At 24.3% G+C, this 25,825-nt stretch carries 26 protein-coding genes and 1 tRNA gene; 22 read left to right on the forward strand and 5 right to left on the reverse strand.

Annotated elements, in window-relative coordinates:
- Positions 1–8: 8 nt before the first annotated feature.
- Together MYPE_RS02410 and MYPE_RS02415 are read left to right on the forward strand one after the other, a co-directional pair.
- Entirely contained in the window at positions 9–773 is a 765-nt protein-coding gene (locus MYPE_RS02410) for an NAD(+)/NADH kinase (protein WP_011077284.1), read from the forward strand.
- On the forward strand, positions 773–1,150 hold the full coding sequence (locus MYPE_RS02415; RefSeq protein ID WP_011077285.1) for a hypothetical protein: 378 nt from the start codon (positions 773–775) through the stop codon (positions 1,148–1,150). The genes MYPE_RS02410 and MYPE_RS02415 overlap by 1 nt, the downstream gene beginning before the upstream one ends.
- A gap of 115 nt (positions 1,151–1,265) precedes the next feature.
- Here MYPE_RS02415 and MYPE_RS02420 read toward each other — a convergent pair whose 3' ends face one another.
- The gene (locus MYPE_RS02420; protein ID WP_011077286.1) at positions 1,266–2,360 is read right to left on the reverse strand and encodes an NAD(P)-dependent alcohol dehydrogenase; all 1,095 of its coding nucleotides are present in this window, start codon (positions 2,358–2,360) and stop codon (positions 1,266–1,268) included.
- A gap of 263 nt (positions 2,361–2,623) precedes the next feature.
- Here MYPE_RS02420 and MYPE_RS02425 point away from each other — a divergent pair, with 263 nt between their 5' ends.
- The 8 genes from MYPE_RS02425 (at position 2,624) to MYPE_RS02460 (ending at position 11,160) form a co-directional block, all read left to right on the forward strand.
- Positions 2,624–3,526 (forward strand): hypothetical protein, encoded by a 903-nt coding sequence (locus tag MYPE_RS02425; RefSeq protein WP_011077287.1) that lies wholly within the window; start codon positions 2,624–2,626, stop codon positions 3,524–3,526.
- Positions 3,527–3,716: 190 nt separating this feature from the next.
- Positions 3,717–3,974, forward strand: a complete 258-nt coding sequence (locus tag MYPE_RS02430; protein ID WP_011077288.1) for a hypothetical protein — start codon at positions 3,717–3,719, stop codon at positions 3,972–3,974.
- Positions 3,967–4,890 carry a hypothetical protein gene (locus MYPE_RS02435; RefSeq protein WP_011077289.1) on the forward strand — a complete coding sequence of 308 codons (924 nt, stop codon included), beginning with the start codon at positions 3,967–3,969 and terminating at the stop codon, positions 4,888–4,890. The genes MYPE_RS02430 and MYPE_RS02435 overlap by 8 nt, the downstream gene beginning before the upstream one ends.
- Before the next feature lie 109 nt (positions 4,891–4,999).
- Positions 5,000–5,860 carry a hypothetical protein gene (locus MYPE_RS02440; protein WP_011077290.1) on the forward strand — a complete coding sequence of 287 codons (861 nt, stop codon included), beginning with the start codon at positions 5,000–5,002 and terminating at the stop codon, positions 5,858–5,860.
- A gap of 257 nt (positions 5,861–6,117) precedes the next feature.
- Positions 6,118–7,041, forward strand: coding sequence for a hypothetical protein (locus MYPE_RS02445; protein WP_011077291.1), 924 nt, complete (start codon positions 6,118–6,120; stop codon positions 7,039–7,041).
- A gap of 125 nt (positions 7,042–7,166) precedes the next feature.
- The gene (locus MYPE_RS02450; RefSeq protein WP_011077292.1) at positions 7,167–8,456 is read left to right on the forward strand and encodes a glucose-6-phosphate isomerase; all 1,290 of its coding nucleotides are present in this window, start codon (positions 7,167–7,169) and stop codon (positions 8,454–8,456) included.
- Positions 8,457–8,606: 150 nt separating this feature from the next.
- The gene (locus tag MYPE_RS02455; RefSeq protein WP_193761082.1) at positions 8,607–9,653 is read left to right on the forward strand and encodes a ZIP family metal transporter; all 1,047 of its coding nucleotides are present in this window, start codon (positions 8,607–8,609) and stop codon (positions 9,651–9,653) included.
- A 70-nt stretch (positions 9,654–9,723) separates the two neighbouring features.
- Positions 9,724–11,160, forward strand: a complete 1,437-nt coding sequence (locus MYPE_RS02460; protein ID WP_011077294.1) for an NADP-dependent glyceraldehyde-3-phosphate dehydrogenase — start codon at positions 9,724–9,726, stop codon at positions 11,158–11,160.
- Positions 11,161–11,307: 147 nt separating this feature from the next.
- Here the strand turns inward: MYPE_RS02460 and MYPE_RS02465 are convergent, their stop codons facing one another.
- Positions 11,308–12,171: an aldo/keto reductase gene (locus tag MYPE_RS02465; RefSeq protein ID WP_083755094.1), complete on the reverse strand. Its 864-nt coding sequence runs from the start codon at positions 12,169–12,171 to the stop codon at positions 11,308–11,310.
- A gap of 317 nt (positions 12,172–12,488) precedes the next feature.
- On the opposite strand from MYPE_RS02465, the gene MYPE_RS02470 reads away from it, so the two are divergent.
- The 8 genes from MYPE_RS02470 to MYPE_RS02505 all read left to right on the forward strand — a co-directional run bounded on the left by MYPE_RS02470 (position 12,489) and on the right by MYPE_RS02505 (position 18,955).
- Positions 12,489–12,734, forward strand: coding sequence for a hypothetical protein (locus MYPE_RS02470; RefSeq protein ID WP_011077296.1), 246 nt, complete (start codon positions 12,489–12,491; stop codon positions 12,732–12,734).
- Positions 12,718–13,170: a hypothetical protein gene (locus MYPE_RS02475; protein WP_011077297.1), complete on the forward strand. Its 453-nt coding sequence runs from the start codon at positions 12,718–12,720 to the stop codon at positions 13,168–13,170. Before MYPE_RS02470 ends, MYPE_RS02475 begins: the two co-directional genes overlap by 17 nt.
- Positions 13,171–13,381: 211 nt before the next feature.
- Positions 13,382–13,717 (forward strand): hypothetical protein, encoded by a 336-nt coding sequence (locus MYPE_RS05400; protein ID WP_070097284.1) that lies wholly within the window; start codon positions 13,382–13,384, stop codon positions 13,715–13,717.
- Positions 13,718–13,928: 211 nt separating this feature from the next.
- Positions 13,929–14,243, forward strand: coding sequence for a hypothetical protein (locus tag MYPE_RS05405; RefSeq protein WP_229502227.1), 315 nt, complete (start codon positions 13,929–13,931; stop codon positions 14,241–14,243).
- Between the two features lie 668 nt (positions 14,244–14,911).
- On the forward strand, positions 14,912–15,370 hold the full coding sequence (locus MYPE_RS02490) for a hypothetical protein (protein WP_011077301.1): 459 nt from the start codon (positions 14,912–14,914) through the stop codon (positions 15,368–15,370).
- On the forward strand, positions 15,364–16,653 hold the full coding sequence (locus MYPE_RS02495) for a site-specific DNA-methyltransferase (protein WP_152023091.1): 1,290 nt from the start codon (positions 15,364–15,366) through the stop codon (positions 16,651–16,653). Before MYPE_RS02490 ends, MYPE_RS02495 begins: the two co-directional genes overlap by 7 nt.
- A gap of 4 nt (positions 16,654–16,657) precedes the next feature.
- Positions 16,658–17,530, forward strand: a complete 873-nt coding sequence (locus MYPE_RS02500) for a DEAD/DEAH box helicase family protein (RefSeq protein WP_011077303.1) — start codon at positions 16,658–16,660, stop codon at positions 17,528–17,530.
- Between the two features lie 12 nt (positions 17,531–17,542).
- Positions 17,543–18,955 carry a hypothetical protein gene (locus tag MYPE_RS02505; protein ID WP_011077304.1) on the forward strand — a complete coding sequence of 471 codons (1,413 nt, stop codon included), beginning with the start codon at positions 17,543–17,545 and terminating at the stop codon, positions 18,953–18,955.
- 129 nt (positions 18,956–19,084) lie between these two features.
- Here MYPE_RS02505 and MYPE_RS02510 read toward each other — a convergent pair whose 3' ends face one another.
- The 3 genes from MYPE_RS02510 to MYPE_RS02520 all read right to left on the reverse strand — a co-directional run bounded on the left by MYPE_RS02510 (position 19,085) and on the right by MYPE_RS02520 (position 20,769).
- Entirely contained in the window at positions 19,085–19,954 is an 870-nt protein-coding gene (locus MYPE_RS02510) for an aldo/keto reductase (protein ID WP_011077305.1), read from the reverse strand.
- A 121-nt stretch (positions 19,955–20,075) separates the two neighbouring features.
- Complete coding sequence (locus MYPE_RS02515; RefSeq protein ID WP_011077306.1) at positions 20,076–20,558, reverse strand: GNAT family N-acetyltransferase; 483 nt, start codon at positions 20,556–20,558, stop codon at positions 20,076–20,078.
- A gap of 125 nt (positions 20,559–20,683) precedes the next feature.
- A tRNA-Leu gene (locus MYPE_RS02520) sits at positions 20,684–20,769 on the reverse strand.
- Between the two features lie 117 nt (positions 20,770–20,886).
- On the opposite strand from MYPE_RS02520, the gene MYPE_RS02525 reads away from it, so the two are divergent.
- From MYPE_RS02525 to MYPE_RS02540, 4 genes are read left to right on the forward strand one after another with little or no spacing between them, the layout of a single operon-like run.
- Positions 20,887–23,841: an AAA family ATPase gene (locus MYPE_RS02525; protein WP_011077307.1), complete on the forward strand. Its 2,955-nt coding sequence runs from the start codon at positions 20,887–20,889 to the stop codon at positions 23,839–23,841.
- Positions 23,842–23,866: 25 nt separating this feature from the next.
- On the forward strand, positions 23,867–24,931 hold the full coding sequence (ftsY, locus tag MYPE_RS02530; RefSeq protein ID WP_011077308.1) for a signal recognition particle-docking protein FtsY: 1,065 nt from the start codon (positions 23,867–23,869) through the stop codon (positions 24,929–24,931).
- A 1-nt stretch (position 24,932) separates the two neighbouring features.
- Positions 24,933–25,256: a YlxM family DNA-binding protein gene (ylxM, locus tag MYPE_RS02535; RefSeq protein WP_011077309.1), complete on the forward strand. Its 324-nt coding sequence runs from the start codon at positions 24,933–24,935 to the stop codon at positions 25,254–25,256.
- Positions 25,241–25,819, forward strand: coding sequence for a hypothetical protein (locus tag MYPE_RS02540; RefSeq protein ID WP_011077310.1), 579 nt, complete (start codon positions 25,241–25,243; stop codon positions 25,817–25,819). Before ylxM ends, MYPE_RS02540 begins: the two co-directional genes overlap by 16 nt.
- The last annotated feature ends 6 nt before the right edge of the window (positions 25,820–25,825 follow it).

Consider the following 25,825-nt stretch of genomic DNA (forward strand, 5'->3'; position numbering starts at 1 on the left):
TTAAATATATGAAAAGATATTTTATTATTGATAATGGTTCAAGTAAATCAATTGCATTAAGAAAGAAGTTTGAATCATTAATTACAGAAGAATGAACATATTCAGAAGATGATTATGAATATGTTTTTATTATTGGTGGAGATGGAACTTTTTTAAGAAATAGGAATAAATACTTAGATAAAAAAGTTGTAGTTATCAATGGTGGTAACCTTGGTTACTTCTCACATTTTAATAGAGATAATCTTAATACTATTTTTGATAAAGTAGAAAATGATTCTTTATTTTTTAGTCCTTTAGAAATTGAAGTATTAGTTAATGGTAAACAATTCTTTTGCATTAATGAAATCTTAATTAGAAGTGATAAAGTTTTAAATGCAAAAGTTTATATTAATAACACTTTATTAGAAAACTTTAAAGGAACAGGAATTATGGTTGCAACTCCATGAGGTTCAACTGCTCATGCTAAGAATGTTGGTGGTGCAATTGTAGATCCAAATTTAAATCTTGTTCAATTTATTGAAGTTGAACCCTTAACACAAAAAAGATATAGTTCTTTAAAGTCTCCATTTATTTTAAGTTATGAAAATAAAATTATTTTAAAGTCTAAAGAAAATTGTCATGCTTCAATAATTTTGGACGGGACAAAAATTGAAGAATTATATAATGATAATTTAACAATTAAGTTTAATTATGCTAAATTTAAAATGTTTAAACCTGATTGTAAAAAAGGATATATTAAAAAATTAAGAGATTCTTTTATAAGGGATAAGTAATGAAAAAAATAACTTGATATTATATTTGTACTTTTGGAATTGGTTATTTAGTAGCCAAAAAGAAAGCTAAAAAAATTGCAACTACAGTTAATAGTGAACTAACAGTAACAAATGAAGTTCCTTTTAAAGTTAAAGAAATAATTGATGCAGTTGGCGGAATTGATAACTATTTATTTAATTCAACTACAATCAATTCTATTAAAATTGGTGTTAAAGATATTGAACTTGTAGATAAAGAAAAAATTAAAAAAATGGGTGCAGTTGGAGTTAATTTAAACCAAGACAGTATTAGATGTTTATTTGGTGATTTCTCTAAAAAATTAGGACAAATGCTAGATGAATCATACCCTGATAAAAAAGCAGAAACAGAAAAGTAAAACAACTTTTCTGTTTTTTATTTATATAAAAAAATTAATTCATTATTTTTTTGTAATAAGATATAAAAAAAGATGCTTTTATTTGCATCTTTTTTATTAATTATTAAATTGTTAACTAACTAACTTTAATTGCCACTTTTAATACTCCATCTTTTTGGTTTGCAAAGATATTGTATCCTTCTGCAATTCTATCAAAAGGTAAAGTATGAGTAACTAGTGATCTTAAATCAACTCTTTTATTTTCAATTAAAGACATTAATCTTCTCATTCTTTCACTTCCTCCAGGACATAATGCAAATGAAATTTTATGATCACCTAATCCTGCAGCTAGTGCATCTAATGGCAACTTGATATCACTTGAATAAACTCCTAGTGAAGATAGAGTTCCACCTGCTCTTAATAGTCTAAAACCTTGTTCAAAAGTTGATTGAGAACCTAAACATTCAATAGCTGAATCTAGCATTCTACCATCTGTGATTCTATTAACTTCTTGTACTACATCTACATTTCTAAAATTAATGGTGTGAGTAGCACCTAGTTCTTTTGCAATTTCTAATCTTCTATCATTTCCATCAATTGCAATAATAATAGAAGCTCCCATTAATTTTGCACCAGTTGTTGCACATAAACCGATTGGACCTTGTGCAATTACACCAACATAGTCACCTAATTTGATGTTGGCATTTTCTGGACCACTAAAACCAGTTGACATAATATCTGGACACATTAGTACTTGTTCATCTGTTAAAGCATTTGGAACTCTTGCAAGATTTGCCATTGCATTTTTAACTAAGACATATTCAGCTTGGCAACCATCCATGATGTTTCCAAATTTTCATCCAGCTGTTGGCTTGTATCCATATTTAGTACCAATTCCATCCTGTGAAGATTGTCCAGATTGACAAGCAGCTGTATATCCACTTGGAGTAATTGCTCCAGCTAATACTCTTTCTCCTAGTTCAAAACCTGTTACTTCATCTCCAACTGCTGCTAAAATACCAACAGCTTCATGGCCAATAGTTAATCCTGGTTTTACAGGATATTCACCTTTAACAATGTGAATATCTGTTCCACATATTGTTGTAGTGGTAACTTTAATTAAAGCATCATTTGGACCAACTGTTGGAATTGGTTTATTTACTATTTGAATTTTATTTTTTTCTACAAAAACTAAAGCTTTCATAGAGGTAGGTAAATTGATTGATTTCATATATTTTTCCTTACTAATTACATATCCTTTTTATTATCAGTCTGATTGCCCACCAAAGATTTATATCTTTATTCAGATTTAAAATTTTATTAACTATATATAGATGTATAAAAAATAAGCAAAGTAGATAAGTAAATTGTTTTTACTTATCTACTGGTATTAAAATTCTGATAATAAATTTAAATGATATTTAAGAATTTATTTTTTAATCTATATTTTATAATCATTTAAAAGTTATTTATAAAAATAAATAGGTATTTAAGATGTTTAAAAAAAGAAAGAATATTAATGATTTTCTTAAAAACAAATACTTAAGTTTTAGAAAAGGTGAGTTTAATGATAATGACCTTTTTGACTATTCTCAAATGTGACAAGATTTAGAAGAAAGAAAAACTAAAGAACATCAAAAAAATGTTAAAAGACTTTCACTTAATGTAGATCTTAAAAAACTAAAAGAAGTAGAAGAAAGTAAAGATTTAGATAAAACTATAAATGATTTTTGTATTCCTTTTATTAAGGATAAAAAGAATAAAAAAATTTATTATTGAAGCATTTTTATATCTTTAATATCTAGAATATTACTTCATGGATTTTATCTAACACTTTTTGCTTTAATAGCTTATGTTGTTTATGAAAGTGCTCATCTTAGACCGGTCTATGGAACACTAATGAAAAGAAGGTTATACATAATAACTACAGTTGTTGTAGCAGTATTAAACTTTCCAATAGCAGCTTTAATATTTTCAGGATTTAAAAAAAGTAAAGTGTTTAAGGGTAGGAGCATAATTGGTATAGCAACTGCAAATATTGCAATTTATAGAGAGACAAAAAAATTAATAAAAAAGTATCTCTTGTTAGTAAATGATAAAAGTAATGATGCTGATAAGGAAAATGATCCAAATAAGATTAATAAACAAGTCATTCTTTTATTGGTTAATCAATATTTTCATGTGAACTTATTAGACACTTTCTTTTTAGATAAAGAATTAACAAATGATTCTGTAAATAATTTAAAAGCTAGCAGATCAAAATCAATTAATAAAAACTTTAAGATATGCAATATTTATAATTTGTATGAACAGACAAGACCATTACTGCATATGTTTGTTTCCACATTCATTTATGCAGGAATTGCATATTTAATATATTTGTTTTTCTTAAGATAAGAATTATCTATAATGATTTAATTCTTATCTTTTTATTTATGTTTTTATCATTGATTAATCTATCTATTGTTTTTAAAAATAGATAGATTAAAACTGTAAAAGTATTTTTGTAAGAGTTTTTATGAATTAGAAATTTCTATTTTAAAAATATGAATTTTAAAACATAGAATAAAAATAATGGGTATAAAAAATGTTTGTAAATGAAAACAAAATAAAATCAACTTTTCAAAAAGAAGAAATTAAAAATTGCTGAGAGTTTAAAATGTTTAACTTTTGTAATTTTTACATAACTTCAGTTAAATGAAATTTAAATATTTATTTTGCTGTTCATTTATTGAAAATTGCCAATAAAATTTCAAAATCAAATTTATGCACTGATTTTGTTTTAGAAAAAAGAAGTTTTATTTTTCGATTTATAAAAATTTTAATTGGTGATCTCAATGCCTAAAAATCCTTTTAATGATTTCAAAACAATAAAAAACTTCAAGAAAAGAAAAACAGAATTAAATGGTGAAGAAAAAGTTAAAACTGATGATTTGGGTTTAGAGATTGCATGAGGTGTTTTAAAACAATTTGAATCTAAAGAAAATCAAAAATTACATAAATTATTTTCACTGAATGTAGATATAAATAAATTAAAAGAACTACAACAAAATAGAAACTTAAGTAAAACTATTAATGAATTTTGCATCCCTTTTATTAATAATAAAAAAAATAAAAAGCTTTATTATTGAAGCATTTTGATAGCCATCCTATCAAGAATATTTTTCCATGGTATTCATTTATTAGTTTTCACTCTTCTAGCTGTTTTATCATATAAAGTTTTACCTTTGGGTTCTATAACTAATCATGAACTATCCACTAGAGAAGATGTTTATGTTAGTTTTGTTGGTATACTCTATGGTTTAAACTTATTATTTGTTCTTTTTATTTATTCAGGGTTTAAAGCAAATAAAGAGTATAGGAATAGAACTATAATTAGCATTTCTACTAGTAATATTTTTTTATATAGAAGAACTAAAATTCTTGTTAAGAAATGTTATTGATTGTTAAATTCAAACAATGATATGCAAAACATTGAAGATAACAAAGAAATAATAGAAGAAATAACAAAACATTTTAATATTCTTATTAATGGATATTTCAGAGTATTTTTATTAGGTACTTTATTCAATAATACTAAGTTAGAAAATGGTATAAAAAATGATTTCAAGTATAAAAAATATAAGTCATTATATTGAGAAAATATTGTGAGTTATATTTATTGTTTTTATATTAATAGCATTGCATTAATTTATTTATTTTTTTCTATTTTCATTTATGCAGGTTTTGGGTATTTAATTTATCAAACATTTTTTCAATAAATAATTAAAACTATAAAAGCAGTTTTAGTAAGAGTTTTTGTGATTAGCTAACTTTTATTTTAATAAACAATAATGTTAAAACATAGAATTTAAACAATAGGTATAAAAAATGTTTGTAAATGAAAACAGAGTTAAATCAACTTTTAAAAAAGAAGAAATTAAAAATTATAAAGACTTTGATTTTAGTGATAGATCTGAGCATTTAAATAACCAAAGAATTTTTGAAGTACAAAAAATTCGTAAATCTTTATCATTGAATGTTGATTTTGAAAAACTTAATGAAATTCAACAATCAAAAAACTTTGAACAAACTTTAAATGAATTTTGTATTCCTTTTATAAAAGATAAAAAGAATAAAAGAATTTATTATTTAAGTATTTTTATATCTATTTTATTTAGAATTGTTTTACATGGTTTTTGAATTGTATTATGCACAGTTCTATTATTTTTTTTAAACAAAATCTTACCTGTAAAATCTTATGAATGAATATATTACATATTGTTTTTCTTGGCCTTTTATTTTTTAAATAGCACAATATGCTATCAAATTTATTTTTACAAAGGACATATGAAAGAAACTAAGTATATTAGGAGAGGTCTAATAGGTTTTTCTACTACCAATATATTTATTTATGGACAAACTAGAAGATTGGTTAAAAAATCTTTTCAATTAATGTCTAATAATAAAGAAGAAAAAGATAATAAAGAAAAATTTGTTTTCTTAATTAATGCCTATTTTAACTTTTATCTGCTAAGAACATTTTTTTCAAATACTAAGTTTAAATTTGATAAACAAATAAATAGTTCTACCCAAAAAACAAAAACAGTTTCAATTAAATTCAGATTATTTTATTTTTATGGATTGTATCTTAACTTGTATCCATATTTTTGTTTATATGTTTCAATGATTTTTTATTTTTGTATAGGGCAGATAATTTATCAAATTTTTTTGATAAATATATTATTCTAAATATTTAAATTTAATGAATGATATAAATGGTTTTTTAACTTGTATTACAAATATTGAATGAAAGATTAATTTCACAATTATTTTTATTCAAACTATATAATCAAAATATATAAATGAAGAGCTTGATTTATATTAAGTGTTTTGTTTCTTTAAAATTATTTTCAGCTATTTTATATATACCTGCAAAATAATTTGTTATAGAAAGCATATTTTACTCTTTTATATTAAGTGTTTATTTAACACATAAGGTTATATTCATGTTAAGAAAATCTAAAGAATCTAAAAAAGTTTTTAAAACAATAAAAATGATTAAGAAAAATAGTGTTGATTTTGAAAATACTGAAGTCAAAAATGTTGATCTTACTGAAACATGAGATTTATTAGAAAAACAAAAAACTAATAATAGTCATAAATTATTTAAATCTATTTCTTTAAATGTAAGTATTAGCAAAATTAAAGAAACATTAAATTTTGAAAATTTTGAATGGACTTTAAAAGAATTTTGTATTCCATTTATCAATAATAAAAAGAATAAGAAAATTTATTACTGAAGTATTTTTATTGCTATCATATCAAGGATTTTCTTTCATGGATTTTATTTAATATTGTTTGCAATAGTTTCATTAATTGTATATAAGTTATATGTTTTTAATTCTTTTTCAGAAGAAATTGTTAGAAGAAAAATGCATGTCTCAATTATTTCGGCCATATATGGTTTAAATTTTGTACTTTCAGGTTTATATTATTGAGGATTTAAAAAAGATAAAACATTTAAAAGAAGAACAATTATTAAAACTAGCACAACTAATATATTTGTGTTTGGACAAACAAAAAAGCTTGTGAAAAAATGTTTTATTTTATCAACCAACGATATAAAAACTTATACCAAAAACCTAAAATTTAATAAGTATAATAAAAAGTTGTTTGTCATATACATTGTTTGACATTTTCATTTAAATTTATTGGATACTTTCTTTTTTGACACTGAAACAAATCAGTCAGAAAAAAATGTTAGTAAATATAAAAATAGGATTATAAAACCACTGTATAAAGAACATGTATTACTATCTATTTATAAATTCTATAGTATTTATTCAACTTTAATTCATATGCTTATTTCTGTTCTTATCTATGCAGGGTTTGGCTATTTAATTTATCAAGTATTTCTTCAAAACCTTTAATATTATTAATTTATAAAGTTAAAAAACTTTATAAATTTTTATTTTTTTGACTATATTTTCATATACCTTTAATTTTTTAATTAACTTTTTAAATAAAGTTATATGATATTTTATGAGGTAAAAAAATGATTAAATTAAATTTCACAAACTTCTTAGAAGGAAATAAAAGCACTGAAAAAATATTTAAATCTTATGCTTCTAAAATTGAAACTCTTAATAATAGCATTGAGGAGAAAAAATGCAAAGGTGCTTCAATGTTGGGATGAATGGACTATCCTAGCAAATATAATAAAAATGAAATTAAGGAATTAATTAATGTTTCTCAAGAATGATACAACAATAAAAAAATTAAAAATGTTGTAGTATTGGGAATTGGAGGTTCTTATATTGGTGTAAGAGCTGGAATTGATTGAGTGCTACCAGAATTTAATAGAGAAAAGGAAATCTATTATGTTTCTAGTATGTCATCATCTTATGTTTACTCTCTAATTGAAAAACTTAAAAAAGAAGACTTTTACTTAATTGTTATTTCTAAATCTGGAACTACTTTAGAAATTGGTGTAGCTTTTAGATTATTTTATAGTTTACTGTTTGAAAAATTCGGATCAGAAGGAGCTAAAGAAAGAACAGTAGCAATTACAGATAAAGAAAAAGGAACTTTAAGAAAAATTGCAGATACTCAAGACATCCAAACATTCTCTATTCCAGATGATGTTGGAGGTAGATTTAGTGCTATTACTCCAGTTGGTCTATTTGCAATGGGGGTAATGGGATTAGATGTTAATAAAGTATTAAAAGGTTGTGCTAAAGCAATTGAAGATACAAAAGAACCAGATATTGAAAAAAATACTGCATACCAATATGCAGCACTAAGACATTATATGTATTCTAAAAAAGAAAAATATAATGAAGTATTTTGTGTATATGAAGATGCTTTAAGATTCTTTACTGAACACTTAAAACAACTATTTGCAGAATCTGAAGGAAAAGAAGGAAAAGGTTTATTACCTGTTAACTGTTTATTTACAACTGATTTACACTCTGTTGGTCAGTTTTTACAAGAAGGAAATCAAATCTTTTTTGAAACTTGTATTAGCATTAAAAACCCATTAAATGATGTTGTTATTAATGAGTTTTTAAAAGATGAAGATGGATTAGGTTTTTTAAATGGTAAAAAACTAGATTACATTAACAAAGTAGCTGCTTCTAGTACAATAGATGCTCACCATATTGATGGAAAGATTGATATTATTCAAATTAATTTAGATAACAGAAATGAAGAATCTTTTGGATACCTATATTCTTGATTCTCTAAAGTTGTTGCTATGAGTGGTTTATTATTGAAAGTTAATCCATTTGATCAACCAGGTGTTGAAGCTTATAAGAGTAGAATGTTTACTAAGCTTAAAAAATAAGATTATTAGCACTATTTATTATTTATATTAAAGAGACAATATTGTCTCTTTTTTATTTTCTAAATAAAATTATTAAAACTTTATTTAGAAAAATTATAAATAAGCAAATTAATGTGATATAGTTTTAATAATTTTAAAAAGGAGAAAAAAATGAATTTCCCATTTAGAGAAACCGATTTCAATGGAAATTTAAATATTGCAATTGCAGTTAATCTTGTAATCTATGCAGTATTGTTAATTTCAGTTCCCTCAATTGTTATTGGTATTATTTCTTTTATCAAACCTAAGATTAAAGCTAAAACATCATTTTACTTGTATGCTTTTTCTTCTGCTGTTTTTTTAATGGTAGGAACAGTAGGTTTAATTAGAGAAGGATATGAAGGAACAGAAACATTCACACATGAATTACCAAATAGTGAAGGAATAAACCAATTAATTATGGCTGGTATAATTGCTGGTGGTGCATTAGCTGGTTTAACAGTAGCTATTGTATTTAGATATTTCTTTGTTAAGTTTTCAGGAGAGGTTCACAAAACTCATGATAACCACTCTCATGATGACCACATCTTTAACTTATCAGATATTGATAATCCAAAAGCTGCATGATTAGTAATCTTTCTAATCTTAAGCCATAGAACAATAGATGGATTTGTATTAGGTGGAACTGTAGCTAAAATGTCTACAGGAGCTGATTTAAACTTAGGTTTATTTATTACTTTCATTCTTCACATTTTTGTTGAAGTGTTAATTGTTTATTATCGTCAAGTTCAATATGGACAAAAAAGATGAAAAGCTTTATTTTATAATTTTGTAACATTATTAGCAATTGTACCTGTTATGGTTATTGGTGCATATATTAACCAATACCTAGCACAAGTTGCTTGAATCTTACCATTTGTAAATGTATCAGGTGGTTCAATTATTGCATTTGTTGGGGTAATTGAATTAGTACCAGAATTCTTACACTATAAGAGAATGTCTTCAAAAGACTGATATAAATTAATCATTTGTTATTCTGTAGGAATTGTATTTGCTTTATTTATATTATCATTCCACACTCATGAACATGTTGAAGAACATGCACATGATCATGATCATGAAACAACAACACAAGTATTAAAACTAATTGCAAACCCAAAACAATATTTATCAAGTTTAAACAACTTTAATATTGTTAACAATTTCCAACCAGTATAAAATTTTTAATTGTTTTTTATAAATTAATATAAAGTTATAAAATTAATAAAGTATATAGTAGGAGTTAGAAATGGAAAATACATTTTATAAAGGTAGTGCCTATATTAATGGAAAATTTGTAGATAGTGAAAAAACAATTCCTGTTATTTCTACAATTGATGGTTCTACAATTGGATCAGTTGCTGCTTTATCTAAAAAAGATATTGATATGGCTTTTGAAGGTGCTCATTTAGCTTTTAACTTATGAAGAAACTTAACACCAGAAATGAGAATTAAAAAGATTAAAGAATTTGCTGAATACTTTATTGCTGAAAAAGAATTTTTAGCAACATTAATGTCTTATGAAATTGGTAAGTCTTATAATGATGCTTTAAAAGAAGTTGAAAGAAGTTATGAAAATATCTTTGAAACTATTGAAGTTTATGAAAAAGAATTTGTTAACCCAAGTGTAATTGGGCCTGAAGTTAATAAAATAAAGGGAAAGACTGGTTACTTTTATAATGTTCCAGTAGGGGTAGTTTTAGCAATTGCTCCATTCAACTATCCAATTAACCTAGGATTAGCAAAAATTATTCCAACATTACTAGTTGGTAATACTATAGTTTTTAAACCTGCAACACAAGGATCTTTAGTTTCTTCTCAACTTGCAAAATACTTTGATCAAGCTAATTTTATTGCTGGAGTATTTAATTTAGTAACTGGAAAAGGTAGTGAAATTGGTGACTACATTTTAGAAAACAAAAGAATTCAAGGTGCTACATTTACTGGAAGTTCTGACATTGGATTTAAATTAGCTTCTAAATTACCAATGAAACCACTAGTTTTAGAATTAGGTGGAAAAGATGCTGCAATTGTTACAAACAATGCAGATGTAGAATTAGCTGCTAAAGAAATTATTAAAGGTGCATTTGGATATTCTGGTCAAAGATGTACTGCTATTAAAAGAGTATTAGTTACTAAAGAAATTGCAGATGATTTATTAATTCATTTAATTAAAGAAGCTCAAAAACTAAAAGTTGGAAACCCTTTAAATAATCCTGATATTACACCTTTAATTGATAGAAAAGCAGTAGACTTTAATATTGATTTAATTGATGATGCAATTAACCATGGTGCAAATCTTGTATATGGTGGAAACATTGAAGGATACAACTTATTAAGACATACAATTTTAGATAATGTAAGTACTAAATCTAAACTTGCTTGAGAAGAACCATTTGGACCAGTTTTACCAATTATTAGAGTTTCTACAATTAATGAAGCAATTGCAATTGCAAATGCTAGTGAATATGGTTTACAAGGATCTGTATTTACTAAAGACCTTGAAGAAGCTAGAACCATTGCAAAATACTTAGATACTGGAACTGTAAATATTAACAGAGGAAGTTCTAGAGGACCAGACATTTTCCCGTTCATTGGAATTAAAAAATCAGGTTTTGGTGTTCAAGGGATTAGAGATTCATTAAAAGCAATGACTAGAGTAAAAGGTATTGTTGAAAACGAATAATTCTTAAATACTTATTATTAAATTTAATAAATGAGATTAAAGTTAACTAACTTTAATCTTTTTTTATTTGTACTAACAAACATTAAAAACCCACTCCTTAAAGTATTAAGAAGTGGGTTTAATTGTTTTAAAAATATTAGTTAATAATTAATATCAATCATGCTTTTCATTTTTATCTAATGATGCAATCAGTTCCATTTCTTGATTAGATAATTCAAAATCAAAAACAGATATATTTTCTTTGATATGAATTGGATTACTTGAACCTACTATTGTAATTATCCCTCTTTGTAATAATCATCTAGAGATGATTTGAGCGCTTGTCTTATTATGATCTTTTGCAATACTTACAATTGTAGGATTATTTAAAACAGAAAAAGTATGACCTCTTCCACCAAATGGATATCAAGCTTGCATTGCTATATTTAAATTATGCATATAAGGTACAACTTCTTTTTCTTGATAATAGATATGAATTTCATTTTGGATTAAAGATGGTTTGATATTAATTTGAGGAAGAAAACTATTAATTTCTTTTATGTATCAGTTAGATAAACCGACTGACTTTATTTTTCCCTTTTCAATATATTTTTCAATTGCCTTATATGCTTTTACATCATTTTCTCCTGGGTGATGTAAAAGCATCATATCAATATAATCTGTATTTAATTTATTTAATGCTTCTTCTATTGCTTTTTCAGGATTTGCAAATTGAGCACCAGGATATAGTTTAGTAATTACAAAAATTTCATTTCTATTTATGTTTGACTCTCTAATTGTCTCTCCTACTTCTTTTTCATTTCCATATAAAGAAGCAGTATCGAATAATCTTATTCCTATTTCCAGTGCTGCTTTAATAGCATTTTTACATGTTTGGTTATGTAAAGAAGTTGTTCCTAATCCTATTATTGGTATTTGATAACCATCATTTAAAGTTAACAAAGGAGGATTGTGATTTGTTCCACTTGATAAATTAAATTTGGATATATTTGTATTATTGTTTTTATTCATGTTAATTCTCCTAAAGTTTCATACTGTAGTTATCAATGATTATTAACTATAGATAAGTTATATGATGAATGGTAAATTTTACAAAAATTAGTTAATTTGAAAAATTAATTTTAGTGCATTCATATTAGAACAGAATATGAATATAAAAAATTGAAAATATTTATTTTTAGTAAAATAAAAATTTTTTTGTTCTTTTTTAAAAAAAGTTAAAAATTTTTAAAAAAAATTATGACATTAGCCTCTAATTCTTACATTAATATAGTGTAGACATAGAAAATGCCTACAAAATTTTAATATAAAAAAACAGAGGTAAAAATATGCCTAAAATGAAAATTAAAAAAATAAAATTTTCCTATTTTATTAATTACACAAACAGACTTTTTAAGTCTTCAAATATTAGTAAATTAGTTTCACTTATAGAAAGTATTAAAAAGAAATTTACAAGAGTTAAACAATTGTTTATAAAACAAACTTATAAAATTGAAACTTATCAATTAGCTAAGAATTTTTACGATAATTCAGTTAATACGAAAATGGAGGTAAATTATGGATCAAAACAATAAAAACAACAACAAACCTATTAAAGGTAAACTTTCTGAAAAAGAATTTGTATCTATGGTAAAAGGATGCAAAATTGTAGAAGTAGAAGACCTTATCATAGATAGTGAAGTTTTTGTAGATGATAAAAACAATGTTAGAATTATTACATCTAAAGCAAAATGTTATATGGAATTTACAAAAATTAAAAAAGAAAAAATTATTCAAGAGGTTATTCCTCCCCCTAAAGATATAGATGGATCTATTGAGGGTATGTTAGGGAAAATTCTCGATAAAATGGATGTAATTGAACTAGATCTGAAAACTCTTAAAGAGGATGTGGCTCAACTTAAAACTGACATGGTTGAAGTTAAATCAGATATAGCTATTCTTAAAGCAGACATGATAGATGTAAAATCTGGTAAATATTGCAAAAACCACAATCTATATGAAAATGCTTAAACCAAATATATAAAAAGATTCTTAGTTAGTATAAATTCCAAATTTTTAAATTGTTTTATAAATAAATATCATGTAAATGTTTATAACTATACTAAATCTAAAATTTAGTATAGTTATTTTTATTATTAATACATGAAATATTAATAAGATATGTATCTTATTAGATGATAAAAACAATGTTAGAATTATTACATCTAAAGCAAAATGTTATATGGAATTTACAAAAATTAAAAAAGAAAAAATTATTCAAGAGGTTATTCCTCCCCCTAAAGATATAGATGGATCTATTGAGGGTATGTTAAGAAAAATTCTTGATAAAATGGATGTAATTGAACTAGATCTGAAAACTCTTAAAGAGGATGTAACTATCCTTAAATCAGATGTTACTCAACTAAAAACTGACATGGTTGAAGTTAAATCTGATGTAGCTCAACTAAAAACTGACATGGTTGAAGTTAAATCAGATATAGCTATTCTTAAAGCAGACATGATAGATGTAAAATCTGGTAAATATTGCAAAAACCACAATCTATATGAAAATGCTTAAACCAAATATATAAAAAGATTCTTAGTTAGTATAAATTCCAAATTTTTAAATTGTTTTATAAATAAATATCATGTAAATGTTTATAACTATACTAAATCTAAAATTTAGTATAGTTATTTTTATTATTAATACATGAAATATTAATAAGATATGTATCTTATTAGAACATAAAAACAGTGTTAGAATTATTACATCTAAAGCAAAATGTTATATGGAATTTACAAAAATTAAAAAAGAAAAAATTATTCAAGAGGTTATTCCTCCCTCTAAAGATATAGATGGATCTATTGAGGGTATGTTAGGAAAAATTCTCGATAAAATGGATGTAATTGAACTAGATCTGAAAACTCTTAAAGAAGATGTAGCTATCCTTAAATTAGATGTTACTCAACTAAAAACTGACATGGTTGAAGTTAAATCTGATGTTGCACTTCTTAAACAAGACGTTGCTATTCTTAAAGCAGACATGATAGATGTGAAATCTGGTAAATACTGCAAAAATCATAATCTATATGAAAATGCTTAAACCAAATATATAAAAAGATTCTTAGTTAGTATAAATTCCAAATTTTTAAATTGTTTTATAAATAAATATCTTGTAAATGTTTATAACCATACTAAATCTAAAATTTAGTATGGTTATTTTTATTTGTTGCTAAAATATTATTTTTTAACCCTCCTCCTTATCATGTGTAAATGACAATATTCTCAATGTTGAATTTGTAATAAAAATTCTTAGATGGTTTTTGTATTTTATTTGGAATTGGCAAGATTTCAATTCTGGATTATTGCTCAAAATTCTCAAACAATTCCTAAGAGTTTTTCAATCTATTTGTAAATCTCTGAATAAAACCTTGATTTTACTGCTTGTCTTTTTTTTAATAATTCTTTTATTTTTCTTTTTATTCTCATTTTGTTATTTTTTCATAATTCCTTCTATTATAGAAAATATAAAAATGTCTATTTCTTTAGTTAAGTCATAACATGGGTTTGGAATTAACTTTCCTGATAACAATAATTTTATTTTTTTAAAAATTATAAGGTTATTTAGTTATCTTTAATATAATTAAATTTGTATTATTATGTTGAAAATAAAATTGTCATGTTTATTTAAAATCAAATAAATATTTATTTGCATCAATGTTTGTTTTCATACTTATAAGAGAATATTTTAATTAGAGAGATTGTAAAAGAATGGAAAGAAAAATTAGTGAATTAAAATTATCCTACATAAATAAGATAAATAATCAACCATCTGCATCTTTTAATAAAGATCAAAAAGAAATAGCAATAAAAATTATTGAAAAAGCTAATGATGAAGATTTAGATAATATTTATAAACTTTTAAATATGAGAATTAAAACAGGATTTGTTTTTGATTTGTCACCAAATGAAAACAGGAAATCCATTTCATGATTAAAATATAATAAAGAACTATCTATTAATGACAAAAAAGCAAATAATTATTATGAATATGATGATGATAATTTAACCAATAGCAATCTTTTGATTATTGGTGAGAATTATGATGCTTTAAATAATTTACTGCTAACACATAGAGGGATGGTAGATATTATATATGGGGACCCCCCCCCTATAATACAGATGCATCATATAATGAAAAAAATAATTTGCTTGAAGAAGAAGTGTTAAGTAAAAAATCAAATAAGTTTTCATATAGAGATAAGTTTAGCAGATCTGGATGATTAAATATGATGTCTGAAAGATTGAAGAAAGCTAAACAACTTCTTAAAGATGATGGAATAATTTTTATATCTATCGATGATAATGAACAAGCCTATCTAAAAGTGTTGATGGACGATATTTTTGGGGAAGATAATTTCATTTCTAATATTGTGTGAGACAAGAGAAATGCACAAAATGATAATAAATATATAGAAAAAAATCATGAATATATTCTGGCTTATTCTAAAAATTGAAAAAATTTTAAAATAAACCAGGTATTTGAAATTAATAAGAAAAAAGGCCAACTTATTCAAATGACGATTGGAGCAAACGAAGATGGTTTACTTGTTAATCGTAAAAATATGGGTTGAACATTATATTTTAATCCTGCAACAAATGAAAAAATTCCACTTATGGATTATGACCCCAAGAAAGTTGAAAGAGATTCTACTATTGAGAATCTTTATAAAGATGACAAAGAAATAATAGACAAAGGTTTTGTTCCTATTAGACCACCCATTAAAAATGGTGTTTTATTAAGATGAAGCTGAAGTTTTGATAAAGCTATAGAAAGAATTGAAAAGATTATTCCTAAAATGACAAAGAATGGGTATTCTTTATTTTATGCTGATGAGAAAGAGTATAAGCAGGTATCTCACAAAAGTATTGTAAGATTCAATATTAATCAATCAATTATAGATAATATTTCATCTTCTAAAGGAAGTAATACATTAAGAAAATTAGGTATTGAATTTCCTAATCCAAAACCTGTTGAGTTAATAAAGTTTTTAATTAACAAACACTCTAATGAAAATGCAATAATTTTAGATTTTTTTGCTGGTAGTGGTACAACAGGGCATGCAGTTATGGAACTAAATAGTGATCCAAAAACTAAAGGAAATCGTAAATTTATTTTGTGTACCAATGAGGAAAGAACTAAGCAAGATATCAACAAAACAATTGCTAAAGATATTTGTTTTGAAAGGCTTTATTGTTTAATTAAAAATATTAAGACTAGTGGGGAATCTTTTAATAATTTATCAGTGGATGAATTGAAAAAATATCAAGATGTTTCACTAAAAACTTTTAATATTAATTATGCAGATGTATCAATAAATTCTAATATTGATAAATTATTAGAAGAAATTAAAAAATCTATGAGATTAATTCACAGAGATTTTGACATTAATAATGAGTCTATTATCAAGCAGCTTTATTCACTTTTCACATTAGAAAAGGAGAATAATTAAAATTATGGAATTAACTAGTGTTCAAAATAAAGCTGTTAAAAAAATTGTTAATTATTATATAGAAAATAAAGAAAAATTTATATACTTTAATGCTCCTACAGGGAGTGGTAAAACATTCATGATAGCTAATGTTATTAGTGAAATACTAAATTTTAATTTAGCTAAAAATAAAAAAAGTATTTTTATAGTTTTTACATTGTCTCAAGCTGAGTTACCTGTTCAATTTGATAATAAGCTAAAAGATTATCAAAAAAATTTGTCAACAAAATTTGAAAGTATTTATCAAGACTCACCATCAAATACAAATATTAAATCTCCTGACAATGAATTTGATATTAAATATGAAGGTTATGATGTGTTAGTTTTTGGAACCTCATCATTTGGTAAAAATAGAAAATTTTCTGAGTTAGGAAAATTTAAAGCTTTAATAGAAGAGTTAAAAAATAAAGGGTTTGAAATTATTTATATTCGAGATGAAGCACACATTGGAGACAAAAGAAAAAACACTAATGATGGGTTAGATGAACAAAAGCTAGTTATTGATGAAGCAAGTTTTGTTATTAAAATGACTGCAACTCCAGATTTTAACAATAATGGAGCTAATGTGTTTATAAAAGAGAAAGATCTAAATAATGATGACAATAATTGCTATTTATTAAAAACAAACCATCACTGAAATATTAATTTTGAGTCTGATATCATAGATGATGATATTATTTTGGATACAGCAATTAAAACATTTAAGGACATAAAAAATAAATACAATATCAAATCAAAAGAGTCTGGTAAAATCATTAATCCTGCAATGTTGATTCAAATAAGTTCAAAAAATCAATTTAATGAAGAGATAAAAGAAAGTGATAAAAGAATTGATTAAATTATTAAAGTTTTGAAGGAAAATAAACTTTCATGAGTTATTTACCTTTCAAATAGAAAAGAATCATCTTTAAAAGAGACAGGGAATAAAACAGATGTTTCCTTAAAAATGATTTCAAGAAATAATAGTAATATTGATGTGATAATTTTTAAAGTAGGACCTGCAACAGGATGGGATATCCCTCGCGCTTGCATGTTAGTTCAATTAAGAAAAGTTTGCTCTGAGAAATTAAACCAGCAGACTATTGGCAGGATTAAAAGAAATCCTAGAAGTGATTTAAAAAAAGATGATTTGTACTTAGATTATTGAATTTATTCTTCACATCAAGAAAAAACTAGAGAAATACATAATTACAAATTACAAGAAAAATTTGAAAATACTAATTTCCCATCTATTATTGTTACATCAAAAACTAAAAATGAAAACAAGGAAATGAATTTAAAATTTTGGTCTGAAGAAGCATTTGAATATATTAAAAAACAAGAAAAAGATTTTATTTTTTATTGAAAAGATTTCTTTGTCAATAATAAAGATAATTTTATATCAGTTAAAAGTATTATATATGGTTCTGATGATAAGAAAAATAGTATTTTCAGAGAGAAACTTTTTAATATTTTGGATATAAATATGTTTATATTTAAAATTTTCAAAAAATATCATTGGTTAAATAAAAGAGAATTAGAGAAAATATATTTGAAATTATTTTATACACATGACATGGATTACACACAATTTCTTTTTATATTTTGTAATCTTTTTGTTGAAGAGTTGAATATTAAAAGAAATAAATATTTGTCCAATACTGATAGAAAATATGAGATAAATTACTTCAATACATTACCTAAACAATTCATTGTTTATGAAGGGGAAAATAACAAAGTTAATATTAAAGATATAGAAGGTATTTATGCTTATAAAAATATTTCATATGATAAAAAAGATAATGACTTTCAATTTTTAGACAGCATGCCAGAAAATGTTTTTTTAACTTTTATTAAAAAAGAAATAATTTTTAGGAATTTAGAAAATAAAATTGAGTTACTTGCAAAAAATCCCCTTCAGTCAACAATTTATTGTGAGTATTGGAAGGCATCTGAATCAAAGTATTGCAAAGCATACATAGATTTTATCCTTAAAGTTAAAAATAAAAATGAATTTGTTTTTATTGAAATAAAATCATTGGATTTTGATTATGATGAAAGAAAAACTGAATCTATAATTAATGAATTAAAATGTTATGAAAATTCAATAAATAGTTCAACTATGGATATTCATTTAGCTGTGATCCCAATAGGAAAAAATCAAAAAATATTATCAAAAAATTATGAGATGGTCCATATAAAAAATAAAAACAGTTCACAAAGTAATAAAACTAATTATAAATCTATAACAGATTTTTTAGACTATTTAGAAATGATTAATTAGTATCTATAAAAAACTATAATTTGTTGTTAACAAATGAAAAATAAAAACTTTTTAAATTTAATATACACATATATATGACTAAATATTAAAACATCTATTGAATATAAATTACATTGGTTTTAGTAATTTCTAATCCCCAATTTTTATTTGATTAGATATTTCCCCATAAAATTCAGCACCTTCTGCCGAATGATGGTAACGAAACTCTGAATGTTGTTTGTTTAAAGCAACTATCTTATCTAAATCTTGTTTACTTAATTCAAAATCAAAGATATCAAAGTTTTCTTTCATTCTACTTTCATTTACTGTTTTACATAAAGCTACAACATTAGATTGAACTAATCATCTTAAGATTACTTGAGCTGGAGTTTTATTATATTTTTTACCAATCTCTACTAAAGTAGGATTTGTAAATAATCCATTCTTACCTTCTGCAAATGGAGCTCAAGCTTGAGATACTACTTTATATTTATCATTATAGAATCTATCTTCAATTCTTTGATGGAATGGATTAATTTCAATTTGATTAACCATTGGTTTAATTTGATTAAAGAAACATAAATCAATAATTCTGTTATCTCAAAAGTTAGAAACACCAATGTTTCTAACTTTATTTTCTTTATAAAGTCTTTCTAAATCTTGATAAGCTTTATAATAGTTTCCAAATGGTTGATGTAATAAGATTAAATCTAAATAGCTTGTATCTAATCTTTTTAATGATTCAATAACTGATTCATAACATCTTTCATAATTTGAAACTCATACCTTTGTAGTTAAAAAGATTTCTTCTCTTTTAACTCCGCTTAGTTTAATCCCAAGTCCGGTTTCTTTTTCATTATGATAAGCTTGGGCAGTATCTATTAATCTATAACCAATTGAGATTGCTTTTTTAACACAATCTGCAGTTTCTTCTTTTGGGATTTGGAAAACTCCAAATCCAATTGATGGAATTTTATTTCCATTATTTAAAGTTATTAATTTTACATTTGATGTTTTCATATTAATTACTCCTATATTTAGAAAGTACTAATAATTATAAAACTGATATTATATGCACAATTAAAAAAAGATGATTGTAATAATCATCTTTTAACTTATTAAATACAACTTATATTCATCTTTATAATTCTTCATTGTTAAAGTAGAATTGTGCTCTATTATGTTTACCAGTGTGTTTTACAATATATTTTTTATTAGTGTAATTATCTAAAGTCTTTTTTCAAAAAGATTCAGCAATTAAAGACAATGGTGCAGTTTTAATAACTCAATTACCCTTATAGGTATTAAATATTATTCTTATTGCTTTTTCACCAATCTTTTTATATCTACAGTGACTTAAAACAAAGATTTCTCCCACTTCATAATTATTATTAACTTTCTTATTTATTAATATGAAACCTAATAACTCTTTATTTGATTTAATAAAATAAGCAAAGTTATTATCACTATCATTAAAGTATTTATCTAAGTTATAAACATACTCACAAGTATCTGAATTGAATATAAAAGGTAAATATAAACTTAAATCATGTAAATAAAGTTGTAAAAGTTTTTCTAACTTTATTCTTTGGTTAAGTTCTACTCTTTCTAATCTTATTTCCATAATTTAATCCCTTTTATATTATTTATTATTATCCTTAACTTTATTTAAGTTTTAAAAATATATAAATATATAGTAAAAAAAGTCTGATCTTTTAAATATAAAGATCAGACTATGTTTTGTACTAATGGTGCTCAGAAAGGGACTTGAACCCTTAAGGTATCACTACCGGTAGATTTTGAGTCTACTGCGTTTGCCATTTCGCCATCTGAGCAATTCACTTAAATAATTATACTAATAAACTTAATAATATTTTTTAAATTTTATTTATTTTAATCATTTATAATTTATTAGTTAAAATTTAAAATAACTCTACAGGAAATCTTAAATAATGATCTTTTTAAAAAAATTTGAAGCTATAGGTTTTAAATCATTTGCAGACTTTACCAAACTAAATTTTGACTCTACTATGATTGGAATTGTAGGTCCAAATGGTGCTGGTAAATCAAATGTAATTGATGCTATTAAATGAGTATTAGGTGAACAATCAATTAAATCACTTAGAGGTAAAAAAAGTGATGACATTATTTTTCATGGTTCTAAATCTAAAGAAGCTTGTGAATATGCACAAGTTACTTTAACATTTGATAACACTAAAAAACAATTACATTTTGATGGTGATGAAGTTTCTGTTAGTAGAAAATTACATCGTGGTAATGGAAATAATGAATACTATATTAATGGTCAATTAACTCGTTTAAAAGATATCCATGATATTTTTAGTGATACTGGTTTATCAAAAGGGTCATTAGGGATTATTTCACAAGGTACTGTTAACTGATTTGCAGATTCTAAACCAGAAGAGAGAAGAACTATTTTTGAAGAAGCTGCAGGGATTAGTAAATATATTAGAAAAAAAGAAGAATCTTTAAGACAACTAGAAAGAACTCAAAATAATTTAAATAGAGTAAATGACTTAACTAAAGAGTTATATAAAGATATTAAAAAACTTGAAGTTCAAGCTTCTAAAGCAAAAGAATATAGTGAGAAAAAAGAAGAACTTACAAAGTTAGAAATTTCTATTTTAGTTAAAGATATTGTTCAAGCTAAATCAGATTTAGAAACTGTACAAACAAAGTTAAATAATTCTAAAAACATTAAACAAGAAGTTGGACCTAAATTAGAAATGTTATCTAACCAACTAAATGCACATAAAGAAATGCTTACAAAAGCAGAAATTAATAATGATAAGTTTTCATGAGAGCTTGGAAGTATTAAAGACAAAATTAAAGAACTAGAGCTTCAAAAAGTTACTTTTGAAAATGATTTAGCAATTGATATGAATTCTTCTGATTTTGAATCAAGAATAAATGCTATTGAAACTTCAATTATTGTTAAAGAAAAAGAATTATCAACAGTTAATAGTATTCTTGAAAGAAACAAAAGTGAAGTTAGTGAATTTACAGAAAAGCTAGATAATTTAAAATATGAAAGTAAACTTTTAGAAAAAGAAATTTTAGATTTATCTAAAACAGTTACTAAACAAGAAAGTGATTTAGAACACCTTTCTGTTCTTTTAAAATCTAAACCAAATTTTGGTGGTGGGGCTAAAGCTATTTTGGATAATAAACAAGCTTTAACTGGAGTTTTAGGAAGTGTTTTAGATTTTGTTAAATGTGATCCAATCCATGAAAAAGCAATTACAACTGCTCTTGGTAAAAATAGTCAAAACATTGTTGTGAACACAAGTAGAGATGTTAAAAGAGCAATTGATTTTTTAATTAATAATACTGCTGGTGTTGCTACATTTATGCCGGTTTATGATATGAATCCAAAGCCAATGCGTGATGAACACCATCAAATCTTATTGCAATTAGATGGCTTTATTGGCATTGCTAGTGAACTTATAAAATGTGATAAAAAAATTAAACCAGTATTTGATGTTTTATTAAATAAGGTTATTATTGCAAATAATTTTGAACAAGCTTTAGAAATATCTAAATATACTTATCAACTTTATAAAATTGTTACTTTAGATGGACAAATTATTAATCCTCATGGGGTAATAACTGGAGGTTATACAAAACATCTTAGTGATTCATTAGTTTCAGTTGATAAAAAAATCAAAGCAATTGAAAAAGAAATAGAAGAAAACAAAAAGACTTTAGCAACTAAAGAAAATAGAAAAGCAGAAGTTGAATTACAAATCATTGATCTAGATTCAAAAGTTAGAGAAAGAAAAATTAATTTAGGGATTTACTTCTCTTCTGAAAAAACATTATCTGAAGAAATTGTTAAACTAAAAACTGAATATCAAAAATCTACTAAGAAAAACTTTGGTGATTCTGAAGCTAACCTTGCTAAAGATATTAAAGAAATTACAGATAGATTAAATAGCTTAAATAACTCAAAAGAAAAAGTAACTTATGAATTAAATACTAATGAAAATACTAAAAGAGAACTTAAAAAAACTATTAATGATTTAGAAACTAATATTGATCAAAATAGAAAATTGTTAAATGAAAGTACTGATGTAATTGTAGAACTTACTGAAACTGAAGTTAGAAGTAAATCAGTATTAGAAGTTAGCAAACAAAAGCTAAATGATACTTATAAAATGACAATTGAAAATGCAATTGAAAAATATAGTCAACCATTAGAAATTTCAGATCAAGCAGCAAGAAATAGAATTGAAAGACTTTCAAAAGAAATTGGGTATATCGGTCCAATTAATATGGATGCTGTAAATGAGTTAAAAGAAAAGTCTGAAAGATATGAAAAAATGAGAAATGAAGAAATTGAAATTACTCAAGCAAAAGAAAATATCTTAGACACAATTAAAGAACTTGATCAAAAGGCTCATGAAGACTTTGAAAGAACAATTATTCAAATTAATGAAGAACTTCCAAAAACATTTAAATACTTATTTGGAGGAGGATCTTGTTCAATCAATTTTACAGATCCAACAGATATTTTAACTTCTGGGATTGATATTAGAGCAAACCCACCAGGAAAACATGTTAATTCATTATTTGCATTATCAGGTGGAGAAAAAACATTAGTTGCTCTTTCAGTGTTGTTCTCAATTCTAAAAGTAAGTTCATTCCCATTAGTAGTATTAGATGAGGCTGAATCTGCTTTAGACCCATCAAATGTTGAAAGATTTGGTGATATTATTTCAGCATATTCAAATGAAACACAATTTATTGTAATTACTCACCGTGAAGGAACAATGTTACGTTGTGATAAATTGTATGGAGCAACAATGCAACAACAAGGTGTTACAATTATGTTCCAATCAAAAGTTCAAGAAGCTAAAAAATATGCTTCAGATGATCAAGAATAATTTAAGTAGTTAATTGAGGTTTAATATGGCATTTGGTTTTTTTAAAAAAATTGTTAATAAATTAAAAGGTAAAAAAGAAGGTAGCTTAGAAGATCTATCAGCAAAAATTGAAGAAAAAAATATTGAAAAACAAGCTGAGATTTTAGAGGTACTTCCTGAAAAACAAAAGAAATTTGATGAAGGATTAAAAAAGTCTTCTTCTACACTTTCAAAAGCAATTACTGAAATTGTTAAGAAATTTAAAAAAGTTGATGAAGAGTTTTATGAAAACATTGAAGAACTTTTAATATCTTATGATGTTGGAGTTTTAGCAACAAACAAAATTACTGATGCTATTAGAGAAGAAATAACTTTCCAAAATGTTGAAGACCCTGATTTAATTAAAGAAATTATTGTTGATAAAATTTTTACTTATTACATTCAAGATACTGACACTAATACATTTTTAGATATTAAAAAAGATAGAACTAATATCTTATTGATTATGGGTGTAAATGGTGTTGGTAAAACTACTTCAATTGCTAAGATTGCTAACCACTTTATTAAAAAAGATAAAAAGGTTTTATTAGTGGCAGGTGATACTTTTAGAGCAGGAGCAGTTGAACAATTAAACATTTGATCTCAAAGATTAAAATGTGATATTGTTTTACCTGATAAAGAAGGACAAGATCCAGCTTCTGTAATTTTTACAGGAGTCAAAAAAGGAAAAGATGAAAATTATGATTTAGTAATTTGTGATACTTCTGGTAGATTACATAACAAAATAAACTTAATGAAAGAGTTGGAAAAAATTCACTCAGTTATTCATAAATTCGATGACACTGCCCCTCATGAAAACTTATTAGTTTTAGATGCAACATTAGGGCAATCTGGAATTATGCAAGCTAAAGCATTTAAAGAGATTACAAATATTACAGGAATCATTTTGACTAAGATGGATGGTACATCAAAGGGTGGAATAGTATTATCAATTAAAGACAACTTCAATATTCCTGTTAAATATATTGGTCTTGGCGAAAAACTAGAAGACTTATCGGCATTTGATTTAGAAAAGTTTGTTGATGGAATTACAAAGGAATTAGTTATTTAAAATGAAAGAATTAGATTTAAGTCAAATTAGTTTATTAATTGATTTCTATGGTAATTTATTAACTGATAAACAACTACAAAATTTAATAGATTATTATTTTAATGATTTATCTTTATCTGAAATTGCTGCTAATAATAATGTGTCTAGAACTGCAATTCATGATAGTATTAAAAAATCTAAAAATGAATTAGAACAATTTGAAAACAAATTAAAATTTATTTATCGTTTCAATTTAAGAAAAGAGATATATAAACAAATCAAGGATAATAATTTACTAGACCAATTATTGGAAACAGAAGTAGAACAATTATGGAAGACAAAATAAATGTAGTTTTTGAAGTTAGTAAACTGATAGTTAATAGTGATTTCAAAGAAAATATTAATTGACTTAAATTTATTTCTAAATTCATTTCTGAATCAAATAAGAATGTTAATTTTTATTTCTTATTAAATTTTAAAGAATCAGAATCTGAAGATAATTTTGAAATTAATTTTAATAAGAGTAAAGAAGAGATTTGTTCTTATTTAAAAAGTAATATTGATAACTTCAGTCTATATTCAATTAATTTTGGAGTTTTTGTTAACCCTGAAAATGTTGATAACAACAAAATAACATTTTTTGATTTTAAAAATAATCTTCAAATTGAATTATCTAACAATAATTCAATTTTCTTTTTTAGTTATTTTGAATTAAGTGATTTTTTACATATCAATAACTTCTTTTCATATTTTTTAGATTTTGACAATACTGATGCAGATAAAAAGAAAATCAAAAGATTAGCTAAAGAAGTTAATGGAATTGTAGATGAAGATAATTTTGAATCTATTAATTTTCTAACTATTAACTATGAATTTTTAACTTTTATTGATAACTTTAAAAACAATTAGTTAATA

This window comes from Malacoplasma penetrans HF-2 (assembly GCF_000011225.1).
GTDB classification, from domain to species: domain Bacteria; phylum Bacillota_I; class Bacilli_A; order Mycoplasmatales; family Mycoplasmoidaceae; genus Malacoplasma; species Malacoplasma penetrans.